The sequence below is a fragment of the Caballeronia sp. LZ016 genome (assembly GCF_031450805.1).
Taxonomy (GTDB): Bacteria; Pseudomonadota; Gammaproteobacteria; order Burkholderiales; family Burkholderiaceae; genus Caballeronia.
Window position 1 is genome coordinate 651,868 of the sequence record NZ_JARTVY010000005.1, and the last position, 18,620, is coordinate 670,487.

15 protein-coding genes and 1 pseudogene are annotated in these 18,620 nt (G+C 63.9%); 12 read left to right on the top strand and 4 right to left on the bottom strand.

What is annotated here, in order from left to right:
• Positions 1-103: 103 nt before the first annotated feature.
• From P9220_RS26785 to P9220_RS26805, 6 genes are all read left to right on the top strand, one after another.
• Complete coding sequence (locus P9220_RS26785; RefSeq protein ID WP_309768873.1) at positions 104-2,653, top strand: filamentous hemagglutinin N-terminal domain-containing protein; 2,550 nt, start codon at positions 104-106, stop codon at positions 2,651-2,653.
• Positions 2,650-2,829, top strand: a complete 180-nt coding sequence (locus tag P9220_RS26790) for a hypothetical protein (protein ID WP_309768874.1) — start codon at positions 2,650-2,652, stop codon at positions 2,827-2,829. The genes P9220_RS26785 and P9220_RS26790 overlap by 4 nt, the downstream gene beginning before the upstream one ends.
• Positions 2,830-2,916: 87 nt before the next feature.
• Positions 2,917-4,296: a hemagglutinin repeat-containing protein gene (locus P9220_RS26795; RefSeq protein WP_309768875.1), complete on the top strand. Its 1,380-nt coding sequence runs from the start codon at positions 2,917-2,919 to the stop codon at positions 4,294-4,296.
• Positions 4,297-4,343: 47 nt separating this feature from the next.
• Complete coding sequence (locus tag P9220_RS26800) at positions 4,344-5,369, top strand: hypothetical protein (RefSeq protein WP_309768876.1); 1,026 nt, start codon at positions 4,344-4,346, stop codon at positions 5,367-5,369.
• Entirely contained in the window at positions 5,366-5,692 is a 327-nt protein-coding gene (gene imm45 / locus P9220_RS27135) for an Imm45 family immunity protein (protein WP_404980222.1), read from the top strand. The genes P9220_RS26800 and imm45 overlap by 4 nt, the downstream gene beginning before the upstream one ends.
• Positions 5,693-5,975: 283 nt before the next feature.
• On the top strand, positions 5,976-7,772 hold the full coding sequence (locus P9220_RS26805; protein WP_309768877.1) for a ShlB/FhaC/HecB family hemolysin secretion/activation protein: 1,797 nt from the start codon (positions 5,976-5,978) through the stop codon (positions 7,770-7,772).
• Positions 7,773-7,849: 77 nt separating this feature from the next.
• Here the strand turns inward: P9220_RS26805 and P9220_RS26810 are convergent, their stop codons facing one another.
• A complete protein-coding gene (locus tag P9220_RS26810; RefSeq protein WP_309768878.1) occupies positions 7,850-8,956 on the bottom strand; it encodes a helix-turn-helix domain-containing protein in 1,107 nt (368 codons plus the stop codon).
• 310 nt (positions 8,957-9,266) lie between these two features.
• Between P9220_RS26810 and P9220_RS26815 the strand changes: the two are divergent.
• The 6 genes and pseudogenes from P9220_RS26815 to P9220_RS26840 form a co-directional block, all read left to right on the top strand.
• Positions 9,267-10,844, top strand: a pseudogene (locus tag P9220_RS26815) (methyl-accepting chemotaxis protein); the annotation flags it as partial.
• 55 nt (positions 10,845-10,899) lie between these two features.
• The gene (locus tag P9220_RS26820) at positions 10,900-12,786 is read left to right on the top strand and encodes an EAL domain-containing protein (protein WP_309768879.1); all 1,887 of its coding nucleotides are present in this window, start codon (positions 10,900-10,902) and stop codon (positions 12,784-12,786) included.
• Between the two features lie 78 nt (positions 12,787-12,864).
• Entirely contained in the window at positions 12,865-13,209 is a 345-nt protein-coding gene (locus P9220_RS26825) for a hypothetical protein (protein ID WP_309768880.1), read from the top strand.
• A gap of 226 nt (positions 13,210-13,435) precedes the next feature.
• Positions 13,436-14,254 (top strand): ABC transporter substrate-binding protein, encoded by an 819-nt coding sequence (locus tag P9220_RS26830; RefSeq protein ID WP_309768881.1) that lies wholly within the window; start codon positions 13,436-13,438, stop codon positions 14,252-14,254.
• Between the two features lie 94 nt (positions 14,255-14,348).
• Positions 14,349-15,080, top strand: coding sequence for an amino acid ABC transporter permease (locus tag P9220_RS26835; RefSeq protein WP_309768882.1), 732 nt, complete (start codon positions 14,349-14,351; stop codon positions 15,078-15,080).
• Positions 15,077-15,805 (top strand): amino acid ABC transporter permease, encoded by a 729-nt coding sequence (locus tag P9220_RS26840; protein ID WP_309768883.1) that lies wholly within the window; start codon positions 15,077-15,079, stop codon positions 15,803-15,805. The genes P9220_RS26835 and P9220_RS26840 overlap by 4 nt, the downstream gene beginning before the upstream one ends.
• Here the strand turns inward: P9220_RS26840 and P9220_RS26845 are convergent.
• The 3 genes from P9220_RS26845 to tauA are packed head-to-tail and all read right to left on the bottom strand — an operon-like array spanning position 15,802 to position 18,490.
• Complete coding sequence (locus P9220_RS26845) at positions 15,802-16,728, bottom strand: ABC transporter permease subunit (protein WP_404980223.1); 927 nt, start codon at positions 16,726-16,728, stop codon at positions 15,802-15,804. The two genes, P9220_RS26840 and P9220_RS26845, sit on opposite strands and share 4 nt — an antisense overlap.
• The gene (locus P9220_RS26850; protein ID WP_309768884.1) at positions 16,674-17,453 is read right to left on the bottom strand and encodes an ATP-binding cassette domain-containing protein; all 780 of its coding nucleotides are present in this window, start codon (positions 17,451-17,453) and stop codon (positions 16,674-16,676) included. The genes P9220_RS26845 and P9220_RS26850 overlap by 55 nt, the downstream gene beginning before the upstream one ends.
• Entirely contained in the window at positions 17,450-18,490 is a 1,041-nt protein-coding gene (tauA, locus tag P9220_RS26855) for a taurine ABC transporter substrate-binding protein (protein ID WP_309768885.1), read from the bottom strand. The genes P9220_RS26850 and tauA overlap by 4 nt, the downstream gene beginning before the upstream one ends.
• Positions 18,491-18,620 lie beyond the last annotated feature (130 nt).

Here is an 18,620-nt window from a genome sequence, read left to right on the forward strand (position 1 = left end):
GAAGATTGCTTGTGATCAAGAAAATTAGGAACTGTCTGGCTGTGGCAGCAAATTAGGATACCGATAATTTCGGGCTCGCTGGAACGCCCGAAAGATTCGAAGAATGAACAAAGGTTTGCACAAGGTTGTTTTCTGTCGCATGCGCCGCATGCTGGGTGCCGTCGCCGACTTCGCCACCTCGCATACGAGCGAGCCGGTCAGCGGCGGGAGCACGGGTCGCGCGATGCGCGGTCTTTTGAGCGCTGTGCCTGACTTGCGCGCCACCGCATTCGCCGCGATGCTGCTGCTCGGCACGGTCTCGACGATCGCCGATGCGCAGATCGTCGCTGCGCCGGGGTCGGGTGCGCAGGTCATTCAGACACAGAATGGGCTGGATCAGGTGAATATCGCGCGTCCGTCCGGGGCTGGCGTTTCACTCAACAATTTTTCGCAGTTCGACGTGCCGGGCAAGGGCGCGATTCTGAACAACTCGCCGACCATCGTTCAGACCCAGCAAGCGGGTTACATCAACGGCAACCCGAATCTTTCGCCGGGGCAGTCCGCTGGCATCATCGTCAATCAGGTGATGAGCAACTCGCCGTCGCAATTGCGCGGCTATCTTGAGGTCGCTGGATCGCGAGCCGAAGTGGTCATCGCGAATCCGAACGGGATCGTGGTCGATGGCGGCGGCTTCATCAATACGTCGCGCGCCATCTTGACGACCGGCACGCCGAACTTTGGCGCGACCGGAAATCTCGCGGGCTTCAGCGTATCAGGCGGCAATATCACCGTGCAAGGCGCGGGACTGAATGCGACGAATGTCGACCAGGTCGATCTGCTGGCCCGCGCGATTCAGGTCAACGCCGCCATCTATGCGAATAGCCTGAACGTCATCGCAGGCGCGAATCAGATCGATCACAACACGCTGTCGGCGACGGCGATCGCCGGCAATGGCGCCGCGCCAGCGATGGCGATCGATGTGAGCGCGCTGGGCGGGATGTACGCGAATCGGATTTTTCTGACGTCCAACGAGTATGGCGTCGGGGTGTCCAATAAGGGCGTGCTCGCGGCGCAGGCCGGCGACCTGACGCTCAAGTCGAACGGGCAACTGGTGCTGGCCGGACAGACGAACGCGAGCGGCAGCATCAGCGCGACGGCACGCGATGGCATCGACAACAGCGGCATGACCTATGCCCGGCGCGATGTGATCGCATCGACGTCGGGGACGCTGACGAATACGGGCGTGCTGGCGGCGCAACAGAACACGACGCTGAACGCGGGCGCGATCGCCTCGACGGGCACGCTCGGCGCGGGCGTGAACGCCGATGGCACCATCGCCAATTCGGGCGATCTGACGGTGCTCGCGAGCGGCGCAGTAACCGCGACGGGACGCAACGAAGGCGGCGGCAATACCGTCATCCAGGGCACGGCGGTCAATCTCGCAGGCAGCAACACCTCGGCCAATGGCGCGCTCACGCTCGCGGCCAACAACGGGGATCTGAACCTCGCGGGCGCGGCGACGACCGCTGGCGGCGCGCTCAACGCGAGCGCCACCGGTAAGCTCGTCAACGAAGGCGGCAAGCTGTCGAGCGGCGACGCCATGCAACTGGCTGCGGGCAGCATCAGTAACGCAGGCGGTCAGGTCGTCACGCAATCGACGCTCGACGTCAATTCGACGGCTGCGCTCGACAATCGCCAGGGCGTGATGCAGGCAGCAGGCCGCGAGACGATCCGCGCGGGTTCCGTCGATAACACGGCAGGTCGCATCACTTCGCTGAACGCAGAGGGCTTGAGCATCACCGCGAATGGCGCACTCGTGAACGGCGCGGGCGGCAGCATCGGCACCAATGGGGCGCTCGGCGTAGCGGCGGGCACGCTGTCGAATCAAGGACAGATGAACGCGGCGGGCAACGCCACGCTCAACGCACAAAGCATCGACAATCACGCGGGCAGCGTTGTCGCCGGTGGCGCACTGAGCGCGACCACACCGGGCGCGCTCAATAACGCAGGCGGCACGCTGTCGGGCTCGGCGACGACCGTTTCCGCTGCATCGATCGACAACACCAGCGGCGACATCAACGGCGATGCGCTCGCCGTGTCCACGCCCGGCGCGCTCGTGAACCGCGGCGGCAAGCTCACGCAGTACGGCGCGAGCGATCAAACCATCAGCGCAGGCGGCGCGCTGGACAACACCGGCGGCACGATCGCATCGAATGCGAACAATCTGAGCGTCAGGGCGCCAGGCATCGCCAATGACAACGGCACGATTCAGCACGCTGGCGCAGGTGCGCTGACGGTGAAACCGAACGGTACGCTGTCGAACGCATCGGGCAGCATCGTGAGCAACGGCGCGCTCGCGCTTCAGGCCGCGCTTGCGCTGAACAACACGCAAGGCGCGATTCAGGCGGCCCGCCGCGTGGATATCAATGCTGCATTGCTCGACAACACGGCGGGACGCATCGTCTCGCTCAACAGCGATGGGTTGAAGGTCACAACCACCGGCGCACTCGTGAACGGCACGGGCGGTGTGATCGGCACGAACGGCGCGCTGGATGTCCGCGCCGCGTCGCTCTCGAATCAGGGGCAGCTCAATGCGGCGACCGATGCCACGCTCAACGCGCAGAGCATCGACAACCACGCGGGCAGGGGCAGACTGTCATCGGCTCGGGCGTGACGGGCGGCAGCGCCGATGGCACGCAGGCGGGCATGATCGCAGGTCAGGGCGGCAGCACGCAAGGCGTCAAAGGCAGTCAGACGCAAGCGGTGAGCGGCCAGTCGAGCGCGCCGCAGACGCTGGGCGGCGCCACTGGCGGCATTCCGAACCTGAAGCTGCCGGTCAATGGCCTCTAAACGTACAACACCGCGCCGGGCGCGACCTATCTGATCGCCACCGATCCGCGCCTGACGCAATACGGGCAGTTCATCAGCAGCGACTACATGCTCAGGGCGCTGAACCTCGATCCGGCCAAGACGATCAAGCGGCTGGGCGATGGCGCGTATGAAGAGCAACTCGTGCGCAACCAGATCACGCAACTGACGGGCCGCACGTTCCTGGACGGTTTCCACGACAACCTGAGCGAATACACCGCGCTGATGAACAACGGCGTGACGTATGCGAGGGAGTTCGGCCTTACGCCGGGCATTGCGCTGAGCGCCGAGCAGATGGCGCGGCTCACGAGCGATATGGTGTGGCTCGTCGAGCAGGATGTGACCTTGCCGGATGGCTCGCACCAGACGGTGCTGGTGCCGACCGTGTATCTCGCCCAGGCCAACGCGGTCGATCTGAAGCACAGCGGCGCGCTCGTCGCGGGCAACAGCGTGACGCTCAACGCGAGCGGCGACGTGAACAACAGCGGTCACGTCACGAGCAATCTGGCGACGACGATCATCGGCAACAATGTGGTCAACAGCGGCATCATCGGCAGCGGCGGGACCACGGCGGTCGTCGCGGTGCAGGATGTGCGCAACACGAGCGGGCGCATCGGCGGCAACGATGTGGTCGTGCAGGCCGGACGCGATGTCATCAACGAGACGCAGACGTATGGCGTATCGAAGTCGTTCACGGATAGATCGTTCTCCGGGACGACGACGAACACGAGCGCCGATGCAATCGGCACGATCTCGGCGACGAACAGCGCGACGGTCATCGCGGGCCGCGACGTCAATCTCAACGGCGCGCTGATCCAGAGCGGCGGCGACGCGACCGTCATGGCAGGACGGGATCTCAACGTCGGCACGACGACGCTGACCTCGACCAAGGATTCATCCGGACACGGCGGACAGGACTTCCGTCACGACACGGTGACGCAGGAACTCGGGAGCGGCATCGTCGCGGGCGGCAACGTGACGACGGTTTCCGGTCGCGACGCGACGCTGACGGGATCGACGGTTGCAGCCGGCGGCGACGCCGCCATGATCGCCGGTCGCGATGTGACGGTGACGGCGTCGAAGGACACGCGCACGTACAGCGAGCAGTCGCTGAGCAACAGTCAGAGCCAGCACGCGAATTCGAGCTACGACGAGCGCGTGAACAGTTCGAGCGTGAGCGCGGGCGGCAACGTGGTGCTTGCGGCGGGGCAGGCGGGCGGCGGTGATCTCGCGGTGATGGGCTCGAGCGTCACGGCCGACAAAGGCGGCGTGGCGCTGGTTTCGACGGGCGATGTCGCTATCGGCAGCGTAAGCGAAACGCACGACTCGCAGGGCTGGTCTCGCAGCATGATAGCGGCAACGAGACTGCGACGACGAAGAGTGCGGTCGGTGCGGGCACGATCAATATCACGGACAAGGATCATCAGACGCAGGACGTCGCGAGCCTGAATCGTGATACGACGGACTTAAATGGCACGGTCAGCAAGTTGCCGGATTTGAACAATCTGCTTCAGCAGCAAGCGAGCACGCAACAGGCAGCGGCGATCGTGGCGCAGACGGTGGCGACGCAGATCGGAAACTATGCGCAGCGGCAGAAGGAGGCGGCCGAGGCGGCGGGCGATCAGGCGACGGCGGACAAGTGGAAGGAAGGTGGTGAGTATCGTATTGCGATGCATATCGCGGGCGGGGCGGCGGTGGCGGGACTGGGAGGCGGGAGCGTTGCGGGCGGTGCGGCTGGAGCAGGGGTATCGGCAGCGCTGGCGGGCAATCTGAACGACCTCAGTAACGCCATTACCAGAGCAAGTCCGACGGGTAACGCGGACGCGGACCGCGCGCTGGGAAATATCATCGCGAACGCGCTGGCGGCCGGAGCGGGTGCGGTCGTCGGCGGCAGCAGCGGCGCATCGATCGGCTCGGCCGTGGATATGTACAACGCTGAAGCGCACTGTTCGAATCAGAAGTGTGAGGGGAGCACACCGGGATCCATATCAGCGGGAATACGAAACGGGATTGTCTCGATCGCCGAGATGGCCGTGAATCTGCCCAATGGTGGGCCGTTCGCTTCGCCTAGCGATCCTGGGTATATCTCGCTCGACGGCTTGCGTGTACCGTACTCGCCAGGCGACGCAGTAGGGCCGGATGTGGAGTTCTGGACGGCTGTGCTGGCGACCAGAGGTTCAAAGGGAACTGCAGCCGAAGCGAGAGCGCTGACGGAAGCGGAAGCGTTCGAACGGTCCCTTGTCAATTTGCCGCCCGGAGAGAGAGTTGCGCAGGTCAAACAAACGGCCCAGACGGTCGCGGCGGACAACGGCTGGGCGAAGGACTCGCAACTCAGCCGACTCAATGGACGCGATGTATACCGTGCAGACGACGGTACCCTTTATGCTGTCGATTCACAACATGGACGCTTCGAACAGGTCAATGGAAAAACCGGTGCACACATGGGTGAAGTGAGTATGCTGGATCTGAAGACGACGAAACCTGCTGACACGTCTGGACAACACGACCTTCGACTGAAATGACGAATTGGAAAAGACTAATTGAGAGCCCAAATTCAGAACTCGAGCGAGGCACATTGCTTCGCTTCGTGGCTGGGCAGCCATTCGAGAGCCATGTCGTAATGATGGTTTGCGAAGCGCCGGATAAATCTGATAGGCTCGGACTGATAGCTATCAGTGGCTACAAGGCAGGAATCAATTGCTATGTGGTATTCCCACAAGACACTGCCTCATATCGCTTGTCAACTCGCTGGCTCATCGAGAATTGGCAGCATTGGGTTTGGCCAAACGGCGATGTTAGTCAAGTGGAAGTCCACGAACCGCTAGATGCGTTGGAGATCGACTGAGAGGGAATTAGACGGTCGCCCTAGATCTCGTGTTTCGTCGTGCACGCAGCCAAGGCGGTGACCGTCCTTCTTCCGCTAGCACAGATACGGCCATGAGGTTTGAACGCGGTTGTTGAGGCCCTCTGCTGCGAAGCTGTGGGCGCGGCACAGACAGTGGTGCCGGATGCAGGTTGCCGTACCGTTGTAGTCGAACCTTGCCAAGCGGTAACCGCCGGCACCACGTGGAGAGGCGCAAAGGCGCAAGGTGAGTCGACTTTCGTCGATTAGTTCTTCGAGTAGAGTAATGGCAATTAGTTTGAGGCTGGCGGCGTTGCCGCTTACAGCCCTGGTATCGCTCGCCGTTCAGGCGCAACAAGCGCCTGCGCGCGCCGATGAGGCAGCTGCGGCACGTGCGAACGCTGAGCAGAGTCAGCAGATTCAACAACAGCGCGAAGCGCAGCAGCGAGAAGCAGCGGTACAGGCACCCACGGTGCGTTCGACGCTTCCGACTGTGGGGGCCTACCCCGAACTACCCATCGAGTCGCCATGCTTTCGCATCGACACGTTCGCGCTCGATGTGCCTGCGACATTGCCCGATGCGGTGCGTATCAAAGGCGCATCGGCGCTGCCGCTGGACCCGTTCGCGTTTGCGCGTGAATGGCTCGACCATTACACAGGCCAATGCGTCGGCAAAGACGGCGTCAATCTGATCACGAAAGGCTTGCAGCAAGCGATTCTCGGTCGCGGTCTCGTGACAACGCGCGTGCTGTTGCCCGAGCAAGACTTATCGACGGGTACGCTCAAGGTTGCACTCGTGCCGGGGCTCATCCGGGAGGTGCGCTTCGCCGACCCAATCTCGTGGGGCACGTGGAAAACCGCCTTCCCCGCAAGACCCGGTGACGTGCTGAACCTGCGCGATCTCGAACAGGGCCTCGAGCAGATGAAGCGCGTCGCCAGCCAGGACGTCTCGATGAAGATCGAGCCGACCAGCGTCCCGGGCGAAAGCGATGTCGTTCTCACGCTCAAGCGATCGAAGCCATGGACGTTCGTCGCATCGGTCGATAACTCAGGCAGCCGCGCGACTGGCAAGCTGCAAGGCAATGTGAGCCTCGGCATCGACAATCTGCTCGGCCTGAACGACATCCTGACCCTCGGCGCGAGTCAGGATCTGTATTTCAAAGACAAAGCGCTCGGCTCCCACGGCTTCAACGGCTCGTACTCGATGCCGTGGGGTTACTGGACGGCGACGCTGTTCGGCAACACGAACACGTACTACCAGCAGATTGCGGGCGTGAATCAGACCTTCGTATCGAGCGGCAATTCGCAGTCGGCCGGGGTGAAGCTGGCTCGCGTGCTGCGTCGCGATCAGAACGACGTGTTCGGCGGTTACGTGCAGTTGTCCAAACGCTTCGGCGCGAGTTTCATCGACGACACGGAAATCGAAATCCAGCGCCGCAACAACACGTTCTTCGAAGCGGGCCTGACCGATCGTCACTACTTCGGCGGCGCACAGTTCGATGGCACGCTTGCGTATCGACAGGGCATCGGCGCATTCGGCGGGAAGGCCGATCCATCGCTGGCGTACGATCCGAACATCGCGCCGACGCCAGCAACGAAACCCGACGGCCCGACCTATCGGTTCCACATGGCCGTGCTGGATGCCAACCTGTCGGTGCCCTTCGCGATCGCATCGCAGGCGCTCAGATACGTGACGACCTTCCACGGTCAATACACGAACGACACGCTGTTCTACGTCGACGATCTCACCATCGGCAGCCGCTACACAGTACGCGGCTTCGACGGCGAACAGATGCTGGCAGGCGAGAAGGGTTTCTATTGGCGCAACGAGTTGCAAGCGCCGATCGGCAAGACTGGCCAGTCGCTTTACGCCGGTATCGACTATGGCCGCGTGTTCGGACCGAACACGGCGTTTCTGGCGGGCACGCAACTGGTCGGCGCAGTCATCGGCGTACGCGGCGGCGTCCCGGGTAAGTACGCGGGGCTCAGCTACGACCTATTCGCCGGCACGCCGATCCACAAGCCGTCGGCATTCACGACATCGCGCGTATCGGTCGGCTTCCACGTCACAGCCCAACTCTAGGAACAAGCCTCAAAAGAAATCGCGATTCATTCGCTCGTCGAGCTTTCTCAACGAGCGAACGATCGCGCGCCACAGCGTCACCCCGCCTTGTTCCACCGCTCCGCCCGCCGCCGCGTCACCAGCCCGATCCGGTCCGACGCAAGCCCCGCGAGATTGACTAGCCGCCGCTTCTGCACCGCATCGATCACACGCGGCTGCCGGTCGATGCCGCACAGCGCCCCAAGCGCATTCCCCTGAGCATCGCGCAAAGGCGCGCCCGCATAGAACCGGATGCGCGGCTCGCCGGTCACGAGCGGATTCGCGTTGAATCGCACATCGGCGGCGGCATCGTCGACGACGAACACATCGTTCTGCATGATCGTGAAATTGCAGAACGCCCACGGCCGCGGCGTCTCTTGCGCGTTGAGTCCCCACCGCGCCTTGAACCATTGACGATCCGGCGTCAACAGCGTCATCAGGCTGATCGGCACGCGCAATATCTCGGCCGTGAGTTGAACGATCTCGTCGAATTCGGGCTCGTTGACCGTATCGACGAGCCCCGTGCGCGCCACGGCCTGCACGCGCGCCTCCTCGTTCGCGGCAATCGGATAGGACGATGCAGCATCATCGGGCGGCGTAAGTGCGAGGCACCGCATCAGCGCCGCCGTGAACGCAGCGCGGTCGGCGGGCGTCTGCAGCACCGTCACGCGCGACAGCCTTCCGAGATCCGCTTCGAGTTGCGCGCTGCTCATGTCGGTCACGATGAGCATCCGCATATGCCCGAGATCGCGCGACTGGAGCAGACGCCGCGCCATCGACAGACGTTCCCAGTCGCCGCGCATCAGCTCGATTGCAATGACAGCCGGCATCGCGACGCCCGCATCGAGCATCGCGTTGAACGGATCGCTCTGGCCGATGCCGCGCAGGCCCGCCGCAGCCACCGCCTCCAGATAGGCCGGCAACGCCGCATCCGACGCCACCACGAGCGCAATCGCATTCTCGACGCGCGCCGCAGGCTGCCGCCCATTGCCGAGCTGGTCGCGCAGCGCGATGACCGCGCTCGTACGCACGCGACGATGCCCGCCCGGCGTCTTCCACGATTCGATCATCCCCTGCTCGATCCACGTTTGCGCCGTCTTGACCGATACGCCGAGAATGGCCGCCGCGTCGCGGGTCGTCAGGATGGGATCGTCGTTCAATGACATGAGGCTCCTTGCGTTGAGGGCGCAAACGATAGCTGGCTTCGGCTTAAAGCACAATCGCCGAATTTGATAGAAACGGCAATTTTCCGCTTGCGCTATTCTTCAGTTAAATCTACGCTTAACGCGCTTATCTCGCTGTCTTCTGCGGTCATCGGTCGCAATTACCAACGGTTGTGCGGTGTGTCGGTAATTATGGCTTCCATCGAGCCGAAGAGCAAGACGGCGAAAATTGATAAAAACGGAAAGTCTCGATAATGCAGCGGGTACGCATCTCCCGCACGCCGCGGACCACGGCGCACTACACAACAACACCATGAATCTCAAGACCATGTCGATCAAGGCGAAGCTCGCCTTGTCATTCAGCTTTCTCACGGGCGTCGTGCTGATCGTATCGGCGGTATCGATCAACGCGCTCGGCGATGCGAACCGGCGCTTCACCGGCTATGTCGAAGGCGCCAATGCGCGGGCCGCGATGGCGGAGCAGGTTCGCGCCGCAGTCGACCGGCGCGCAATCGCCGCGCGCAACATGGCGCTCGTGTCGACGCCCGCCGATTTCGCGCTGGAGAAGGCGGCGGAAGCACGCGCGCAGGCGGACGTCACCGCGAACCTCGGCAAGCTGAGCGCGATGATCGCGTCCGCCACGGATACGACCGACGAAGCACGCTCGCTCGTCGCCGAAATCAACCGCGTCGAAGCGCTCTATGCGCCGGTCGCGCAATCCATCGTCGAACTCGCGAGCGAGCACCGGCAGGACGAAGCGGTACGCAAGATCAACGACGAATGCCGCCCGCTGCTGGCCGCGCTGGTCGGCGCCACCGACGCTTACTCGCGCCACACGCATCGGCGCGCCGAAGCGCTCGTGGCCGACGCGCACGAACACTATGCGGTGCAGTTGCAGATTCTCGCGGCCATCTGCCTCGGCGCCGTCGCGGCTGCGGTGCTGGCGGGCGTCGTCATCACGCGCGGACTCACGCGCGCGCTCGGCACCGAGCCGGCCACGCTCAAGGAAATCACGCAGCGCGTTGCTTCGGGCGATCTCAGTCCGGTCGGCATGACGCGCGCGGCGCCCGCAGGCAGCGTGCTCTCGTCGATGGACGCCATGCAGAAGAGCCTCGTCACGCTGATCGGCGAGGTACGCATGGCCGCCGACGGCATCGCGACCGGTTCGATGCAGATCGCCTCCGGCAACGCCGATCTCTCCGCGCGCACGGAAGAGCAAGCGTCGTCGCTGCAGGAAACGGCGGCGAGCATGGAAGAACTGACGTCGACGGTTCGGCAGAATGCCGACAACGCTCAGCAGGCGAGCACGCTGTCGGCGAACGCGTCGCACGTCGCGCAGCAGGGCAACGCAGTGGTGACGCGCGTCGTCGAGACGATGACCGCCATCAGCGAGAGTTCGCTCAGGATCGCGGACATCATCGGGATCATCGAAGGCATCGCATTCCAGACCAACATCCTCGCGCTGAACGCGGCAGTCGAGGCGGCGCGCGCGGGTGAGCAAGGGCGCGGATTCGCCGTCGTGGCATCCGAAGTGCGCTCGCTCGCGCAGCGTTCCTCGCACGCGGCCAAGGAGATCAAGGAGCTGATCGGCGCGTCGGTGGCGAAAGTGGAAGCGGGCTTCGTGCTCGCGCAGGATGCGGGCGCCACCATGAGCGACGTGCTCCGCGCGGTGGCGCGCGTATCCGACATCATGGACGAGATCGCCGCGGCCTCCGGGGAACAGAGCCGCGGCATCGAGCAGGTCAATCAGGCGATCGCGCAGATGGATCGCGTCACGCAGCAGAACGCCGCGCTCGTCGAACAGGCCGCGGCCGCTTCTCAGGCGCTCGACGATCAGGGGCGGCACCTGTCGCGAACCGTCTCGCAGTTTCGCATCGAACACGCTCGTGCATGACCCGCGCGCGGCCCGCGAATCGCAATACTGAGAGGTAGTCGTGCATCACGAGATGAAGACGCCGCCAGGCGTCGCCACCGCGCAGTTCAGATCGTTTGCAGCCAAGATCCCGCCGTTCTACGCATCGCTTGCAGTCACGATGCTGTCGGTCATGTTCGTGTTCGCGCACCGCGCGCCCGCGTGGCTCGCGCTCGGCGTTCCGGGCATTTTTATCGTCCTGCTCGCGTGGCGGGGATGGTGGTGGCTCGATCATCGCCACGACGAACTGACCGATGCGCAAGCGCGCCGGCATCTCGCGCGCGCGACGACCGTGCTCATCGTCTGCGCGCTCGTCGCGATGGGCGTCGACGTGATGCTCTTCAAATACGCCGACGTGCACGCGAAGTACTTCATTCTGATGCAGATCGTCGCTTCGACGATGGCAGGCTTCTTCTGCCTGATGCACCTTCGCGCGGCGGCCGCGCTCGTCGCTTTCGCGATGATGCTGCCGTTCATCGGCTTCATGCTGTGCATGGGCGATATCGGCGCGACGGCATCCGCAGTCGACATCGCGATCACCGTCGGGCTGATGAGCATCGTGATGTTCGGCTACCAGCGCGACTTCGCGAACCTGATTCGTTCGGAAGCCGAAACATCCCAGCTCAGCAGGGAAAATGTGTGGCTCGCGAATCTCGACATGCTCACCGGGCTGCCGAACCGCCGCCAGTTCTTCGAAGAGCTGCAGGCATCCATCGCCAGCGCCACGGTAACGAAACGGTCGGTTGCGGTCGGCATCGTGGATCTCGATGGATTCAAACCCGTCAACGACACGCACGGGCATCGCGTGGGCGATCATGTGCTCGCGGAAATCGCGCGGCGCATCGAGGGGGTATCGAGTCATAGCGCGTTGCTCGCGCGGGTCGGGGGCGACGAGTTCGCTTTCATCGTCACCGATGCCGACGAAGCCGCGCTGCTCGCATCCGCCGAGGTCATCATTCAGACGGTGAGCAGGCCGATCACCGTGGGCAACCTGACGACATCGGTCGGATGCTCGATCGGCTTCGCGGTCTACCCGAACGCGGCCGCGACCGCCGATCTGCTCTACGAACGCGCCGACTATGCGCTGTATCACGCGAAACGTTCGGGTCGATCGCGCTCGGTGATGTTCTCGGTGGAACACGAGCAGTTGCTGAAGGAACAGGGCGCGGTCGAGCAGGCGTTGCGCAGCGCAAATCTTGCCGACGAGTTCTATCCCGTGTTTCAGCCCATCGTCGATGCGCAGTCGAAACGCACGCTCGCGCTCGAAAGTCTCGCGCGCTGGCAAAGTCCCGTGCTCGGCGCGGTGCCGCCCGGCACCTTCATTCCAATTGCGGAGCAGGCGGGCATCATCGCCGAACTCACGCCGATTCTGCTGCAGAAGTCGCTCGCCGCTGCGGAGCTGTGGCCGGAGGACGTGCATCTTTCGTTCAACGTCTCGCCCTACGATATCTCGAGCGAGATCCGCACCCGCAGGCTCATCGAGATCATCAAGGCGAGCCGCGTGCCGCCGCATCGCGTCGCCATCGAACTCACGGAAACGGCGTTGCTGCACAGCTTCGTGCAGACGAACGCGAACATGGCGCTGTTGCAGGCCGTGGGCGTACGCATCTCGCTCGACGACTTCGGCACCGGCTATTCCAGCCTCAGCTATGTGCACGCGTTGCCGTTCAACAAACTCAAGATCGACAAGCGTTTCATCGGCGATATCGAAGCGAATCCGCGAAGCAGGAACATCGTGCGATCGCTGATCACGCTGTGCCATGACCTCGGCGTGACATGCATCATCGAGGGCGTCGAGACGACGGATCAGTTGCGTATCGTGCGCGAACTCGGCGGCGCGGCGATTCAGGGTTACTACTTCGCGAGGCCGATGCCGGCCGCGAACATCGACGCGTACCTGCGCACGAGCGCGAGTTCCTGACGCCACTCTCCGTGCGGCATGCGTATTGCGTGCAGCGCTGTCATGCCGCCCAATCGAGGGGCACAGAAGGAGGCTCAATTGGAAACGATGATCGCACGTGTATTTCAATCCATGGAAGCTGCGGAACAGGCACGCGACGCGCTCGTGCAGTCGGGCGTTGCGACCGATGCAGTCGAGTTGAACTTCCAGGCGGACGAAGCCGGGCCGGTGCGCGGCAACTTTCTGACAGGCGACAGCACCGAGTCCATCGGCTGGAACGAAGAATATGACGCGCGATTCAGGCATCAGGGCGAGGTGTCGCGCTTCATTCTTACCGCGCGGGTGGAAGAGGCGCGCGCGAAAGACGTCGAGTCGATCCTGCAGCAAGCAGGCGGGCGCACGATCGATGCAGTGACAGCGGCGCCGAAGACCGGCGAAGCGTAAGCCGGCACTTCAGAAAACCCATAACCTGTCTTCAGCGCGCGGGAAGTTGCCGTATGGTCGGCGAGGCAGACCGCGCGCCGCCATCATCGAGCCGCCCTGGTCATCAGCCGAGGCCGTGCCACGCATATCTCCCGAATCGCTTTGCACCTGACAATTCCTTCGTTCACGCGGGCGCCATGCATCGTTAAAGTGCAAGCCTCGCAAAAAGAACCGAAGGAACAGCAGAATGAAAACGAGAACCTGGGGTGCAGTGCTTGGCGCACTGCTGATCGTGGCGTCGCATGCGGCACAGGCGGATCGTCTCGACGACATCAGGAAGGCCGGCGTTTTGCGCGTCGCCGCGTTCGACAGCAATCCGCCGTTCGGCTATGTCGATCCGAAAGACAACCATATCGTCGGCCTCGATGTGGACTACGCACGCGCCGTCGCGCAGAGCCTCGGCGTCAAGCTGGAGATTCAGCCGACCAATCCCGCGAACCGTATTGCCTTCCTGAAGTCGGGGAAGGTGGACCTCGTCTTCGCCAACTTCACCATTACCGACGAGCGCAAGAAGGAAGTCGATTTCAGCACGCCGTACTTCGCATCGGGCACGCAGTTCATCGCGAAGAAGGGCGTGTTGAAGTCACCGGAGCAACTGAACAGCCTGCGCATCGGCGCGGACAAGGGAACCACCAACGAGCAACAGGTCCGCGCGCAGTTCCCGAGTGCGACGATCGTCGCGTATGACGACACACCGTTTGCGTTCGCGGCGCTGCGCACGGGCAATGTGCAGGCGATCACGCAAGACGGACCGAAGCTCGTCGCCTTGCTCGCGCGCGTGCCGGACAAGGCGAACTACGAAATCTCCGCTTTCACGATCTCGAACGACTATGAAGGCGTTGGCGTGCCGAAGGGCGAAACGCGGCTGCTCGATGCGGTAAACGGCACGCTCAGGCAGCTCGAAGCCGATGGCAACGCCGCGAAGATCTACGACACGTGGTTCGGCCCGAAGAGCGCCGCACCGCTGCCGCGACTCTTCAAGATCGGCGATCCGCAGAAGAGCTGAAGCCGCGCTGGCTTCGATACGGCCCGGACCGCTTGCGCTGCGAGCGGTCCGGGCTTTGCGTTTTCCTCGTCCAACGATGCTTCCACCGTCACTCATGCATAACTGGCTCGACCCCCGCTACATCGCGTGGCTCGGACAGGGCTTCGCCGTCACGCTGCTGCTGTCCGCCTGCGCCTCTGTTTGCGCGACGCTGCTGGGCTTCGTGATCGCCATCGCCCGCACCGCACGCAATCCGATGATCGCGCGCGCCGCTGCGCTCTATGTCTTCGTGTTCCGCAATTCGCCGCTGCTCGTGCAACTGCTTTTCTGGTACTTCGGCGCAGCGGCCCTGTTGCCCGCCGACTGGATGACATGGCTCAACACGCCGCATGCGGTATCGTTCGGAAGCCTTACGTTGCGATGGCCGAGCTTCGAACTCTTCGCGGGATGGATCGGCCTCACGTGCTACACGACCGCGTTCATCGCGGAAGAATTTCGCGCCGGCATGCGCGGCGTGAGCGTGGCGCAGGAACAGGCGGCCGCTGCGCTCGGCATGGGGCGCTACATGACCCTGCGTCACGTGATTCTGCCGCAGGCGCTCTCCATCGCCACGCCGCCGCTCGCGGGCCAGTACATGAATGCCGTGAAGAATTCCTCGCTCACGATGGCGATCGGCGTCGCGGAACTATCGTATATGTCGCGTCAGGTCGATACCGAATCGTTCAAGACGTTCGAAGCGTTCGGCGCGGCCACGCTGCTTTACGTGCTGACCATCGCGATCATCGAAGTGGCACTCGTGCTCTGGCAACGCACCGGCGTGCGCGCATTGCAGCGAGGCCACGCATGAGCGACTTCGCATGGCTTCCCACGTTGCGCTATCTGCTGCTCGGCGCATTCCCCGCAGGTCCGCTCGGCGGCGTCGCGCTGACGGTGGTGCTGTCGGTGTCGTCGGCGTTGCTCGCGGCCATCGCGGGTCTGGCGGGCGGCGTCGCGCTGGCCATGACGCGCGGCATGGCGCATCTCGCATTGACCGCGATCGTCGCCTTCTTCCGCGCGATTCCGGTGCTGATGCTGATTTTCTGGACCTTCTTCCTGATGCCGATTCTTCTGCACGTGAACGTGCCGGGTCTCGCGACCGTGATATGCGCGCTCGCGCTGATTGGCGGCGCGTATCTGTCGCATTCGGTCCATGCGGGCATCGTATCGGTGGGCGAGGGTCAATGGCAGGCTGCGCTGTCGCTCGGACTCACACGATGGCAGGCGTTGCGCGAAATCGTCCTGCCGCAGGCGGTGCGCGTGATGATGCCGTCGTTCGTGAATCAATGGGTGTCGCTCATCAAGGATACGTCGCTTGCGTACATCGTCGGCGTGCCGGAATTCACGTTCCTCGCCAATCAGCTCAATAACCGGCTCATGGTGTATCCCGCGCAGATATTCCTGCTCGTCGGCGTCGTGTATCTGACGCTGTGCGGCGCGCTGCAATGGACGGCCAATCGCTTTCTCGTCGTCCGCAAGAAGCGAGCGCCGCGCAACGAGTCGCGCGCTGCGGCGACGATCCGGACCCGCGCTTAGTGCCGGCCTTTCCAGGGTACGAGCCGGCGTTCGAGCGCACGCATGCCGAAGTCGAACACCCACGCGATAGCGCCGATCAACACGATGCCCATCACCACCACATCCGTGCGCAAGAAGCTCGATGCGTTGAGGACCATCTGCCCGAGGCCCGCGGTCGCGGCGACCATTTCCGCGGCGACGAGCGTGGTCCAGCCGAAGCCGACGGCGATTCTCAGGCCCGTGAGAATCTCCGGCAAGGCGGCGGGCAGCACGACATGCCACACGACTTGCCGAAAGTTCGCGCCGAGCGACCAGGCCGCATTGACCTGTTCGGCGGTCGCGCTTCGCACGCCGGCTCGCGCGGCCATCGCGATCGGTGCGAAACATGCGAGCCAGATGACGACGATCTTCGCGGTCTCATCGATACCGAACCAGATCACGACGAGCGGCAGATACGCGAGCGGCGGCAGCGGCCGATAGAACTCGAGCGGCGGATCGAGCAAGCCGTGCGCAATGCGGCTCACGCCCATCAGCAGGCCGACCGGCACGGCCGTGACGACCGCGAGCGCGAAGGCGCCGAACACCCGGAACGCGCTCCATAACAGATGTTCGGACAGCGGCAGACCGCCTTGCAGGCGGCCATGCACGGCATCGACGAACGCTTGCCACACGGCTTCCGGCGATGGCAGGAAGAGCGGCGGCAGCCAGTGCAGATGCGTGGCCGTCCACCACAGCGCGGCCATCGCGACGACGCACGCGATGCTCCATGCGGCAGTCGGGCCTGCGCCCGGCATGCCGCGATATCGCGCGGGGCGCTGCCTGGCGGCGACAGTGCGCCCATGCGGCGTGACTGCGCGATGAGACAGCGGCGCGTTCTGAACGGGCTGCGTCACATGGCCTCCGCGACGGGACGATGCAGCCGGCGCGTGAGGCGCTCGCGCCATTCGATGAACGCAGGCGACGACTTCACCGCGCGCGCATCGCGGTTGCGCACGTATTCGCGCGAGAACGGCAGTTCATGCACTTCCTCGATGCGCCCGGGCCCCGGCGTCATCAGCACGAGCCGCGTGGCGAGGAACAACGCTTCCTCGACGCTATGCGTGATGAAGAAGACCGTCTTCGCGGTGCGCGACCAGACATCCAGCACCAGCTCCTGCACGTTCTCGCGCGTGAGGGCGTCGAGCGCGCCCATCGGTTCGTCCATCAACAGGACTTCGGGATCGCTTGCCAGCGCACGCGCGATACCCACGCGCTGCTGCATGCCGCCCGACAACGCGTGGACTTTCGCGCGTTCGTATTGCGCGAGCCCGACGAGCGCGAGCGTGCGCCGCGCAATCTCCTGCCGCTCCGCACGCCTGACGCCGCGAAAGCGCAGGCCGAGCGCGACGTTATCGAGCACGTCGAGCCACGGCATCAGCGCATGTTTCTGAAACACGACGCCACGTTCCGCGCCCGGCCCGACGATGGCTTCGCCGTTGAGCGAGGCGTCGCCTTCGGTCGGCGCGAGGAAGCCTGCGAGGCAGTTGAGCAGCGTGGTCTTGCCGCACCCCGATGCGCCCAGCGCGACGACGAACTCGCCGCTGCCGATGTGCAAGTCGACGCCCGCGAGCGCGGGCGCGCTCGCGCCTTCATAGGTGACGCCGAGATTGCGGATCGAGAGCGATGTCATTTCGCGGCCTGTTGCACGAAGCGCGGATCGACGCCCGTCGAATAATCGGCGAGCACGTTCTGAATCGTGCCTTGCTGCTTGAGGAATTGCGCGGTCGCGGTAAGCGATCTGGCCGCGCCCGATTGCTGCCCGCCGCCGAGCCACGTCGGCGATGCCTGTTCGGCGGCGCTCGGGAACGCATACAGCGCGAGGCTCGCGGGAACGTCGGCGGCGGCCGCGCCGGATTCCTGAGCCACGGCCTGCACCTGTTTCGAGCCGGCGCTCCAGTCGGCTTTGTGATCGCGGTATTGGGCGTCGGTATCGGCGAGCACTTTCACGAGCCCGGCCATGAACGCGGCGTTGTCCTGCGCGAACTTGCGCGACGCGACGAAGCCGTCGAACGTGGCCTTGCCGGTTTCCTTCGCGACATCGCCGGACGTGATCAGCACCTTGCCGTTCTGCTTCACTTTCGCGAGGACAGGGTCCCAGATATAGGTCGCATCGATGTTCCCGCGCTCCCACGCCGCGGCGACTTCGGGCGGACGCAGATTGACGATCTTCACCGACGCGGGATCGACGCCTGCCTGCTGCAACGCGACGAGCGCATGAAAATGCGAGGTCGACACATACGGCAGGCCGAGCGTCTTGCCCTTGAGATCGGCGAGTCTGGTCACGCCCGAGCCGTTGCGCACGACGAGCGCTTCGGCGTCGTTGATGTTGTCGAGAATCCAGAAGAGCGACAGGTCGACGCCTTGCGACAACCCCGCCGCGATCGGGCTCGATCCTGCTTCGCCCAGTTGTATCGATCCCGATGCGAGCGCACGAATGACATCCGCGCCGCTGCCGAGCTTGCGATACGTGACTTTGTAGCCGGTCGCCTTCTCGACCGCACCGCTTGCCTGCGCATAGCGCCACGGGACGACCATGTCCTGATAGCCGATCACGACTTCGCGCGTGTCGGCGCGCGCGGCTGCGGGCGTCGCGATGAGCGTGACGGTGATCGCGAATGAAAGCGCGCCGGCGATGGGCCGTGCGAGAAGGCGAAGCATGGATTTCATGGAGCGGGGCGAAGGTCGTGGACGAGCTTATGAATATAAGCACTTTGTCTGCCGCGGCTTCGAATGATTCGTGCGTAGCAAATCAGAACGCAGGTGCGTTGCTTGTGATGACTTGCGTGGCCGATGGCGC

What these genes read in the sequence shown, in the direction of transcription:
- P9220_RS26785 (WP_309768873.1), top strand. Translation starts at nt 104, where the DNA reads ATGAACAAAGGTTTGCACAAGGTTGTTTTCTGTCGCATGCGCCGCATG.
- P9220_RS26795 (WP_309768875.1), top strand. Translation starts at nt 2,917, where the DNA reads ATGCTCAGGGCGCTGAACCTCGATCCGGCCAAGACGATCAAGCGGCTG.
- imm45 (WP_404980222.1), top strand. Translation starts at nt 5,366, where the DNA reads ATGACGAATTGGAAAAGACTAATTGAGAGCCCAAATTCAGAACTCGAG.
- P9220_RS26805 (WP_309768877.1), top strand. Translation starts at nt 5,976, where the DNA reads ATGGCAATTAGTTTGAGGCTGGCGGCGTTGCCGCTTACAGCCCTGGTA.
- P9220_RS26810 (WP_309768878.1), bottom strand. Translation starts at nt 8,956, where the DNA reads ATGTCATTGAACGACGATCCCATCCTGACGACCCGCGACGCGGCGGCC.
- P9220_RS26820 (WP_309768879.1), top strand. Translation starts at nt 10,900, where the DNA reads ATGAAGACGCCGCCAGGCGTCGCCACCGCGCAGTTCAGATCGTTTGCA.
- P9220_RS26830 (WP_309768881.1), top strand. Translation starts at nt 13,436, where the DNA reads ATGAAAACGAGAACCTGGGGTGCAGTGCTTGGCGCACTGCTGATCGTG.
- P9220_RS26835 (WP_309768882.1), top strand. Translation starts at nt 14,349, where the DNA reads ATGCATAACTGGCTCGACCCCCGCTACATCGCGTGGCTCGGACAGGGC.
- P9220_RS26840 (WP_309768883.1), top strand. Translation starts at nt 15,077, where the DNA reads ATGAGCGACTTCGCATGGCTTCCCACGTTGCGCTATCTGCTGCTCGGC.
- P9220_RS26845 (WP_404980223.1), bottom strand. Translation starts at nt 16,728, where the DNA reads ATGGCGCGAGCGCCTCACGCGCCGGCTGCATCGTCCCGTCGCGGAGGC.
- P9220_RS26850 (WP_309768884.1), bottom strand. Translation starts at nt 17,453, where the DNA reads ATGACATCGCTCTCGATCCGCAATCTCGGCGTCACCTATGAAGGCGCG.
- tauA (WP_309768885.1), bottom strand. Translation starts at nt 18,490, where the DNA reads ATGAAATCCATGCTTCGCCTTCTCGCACGGCCCATCGCCGGCGCGCTT.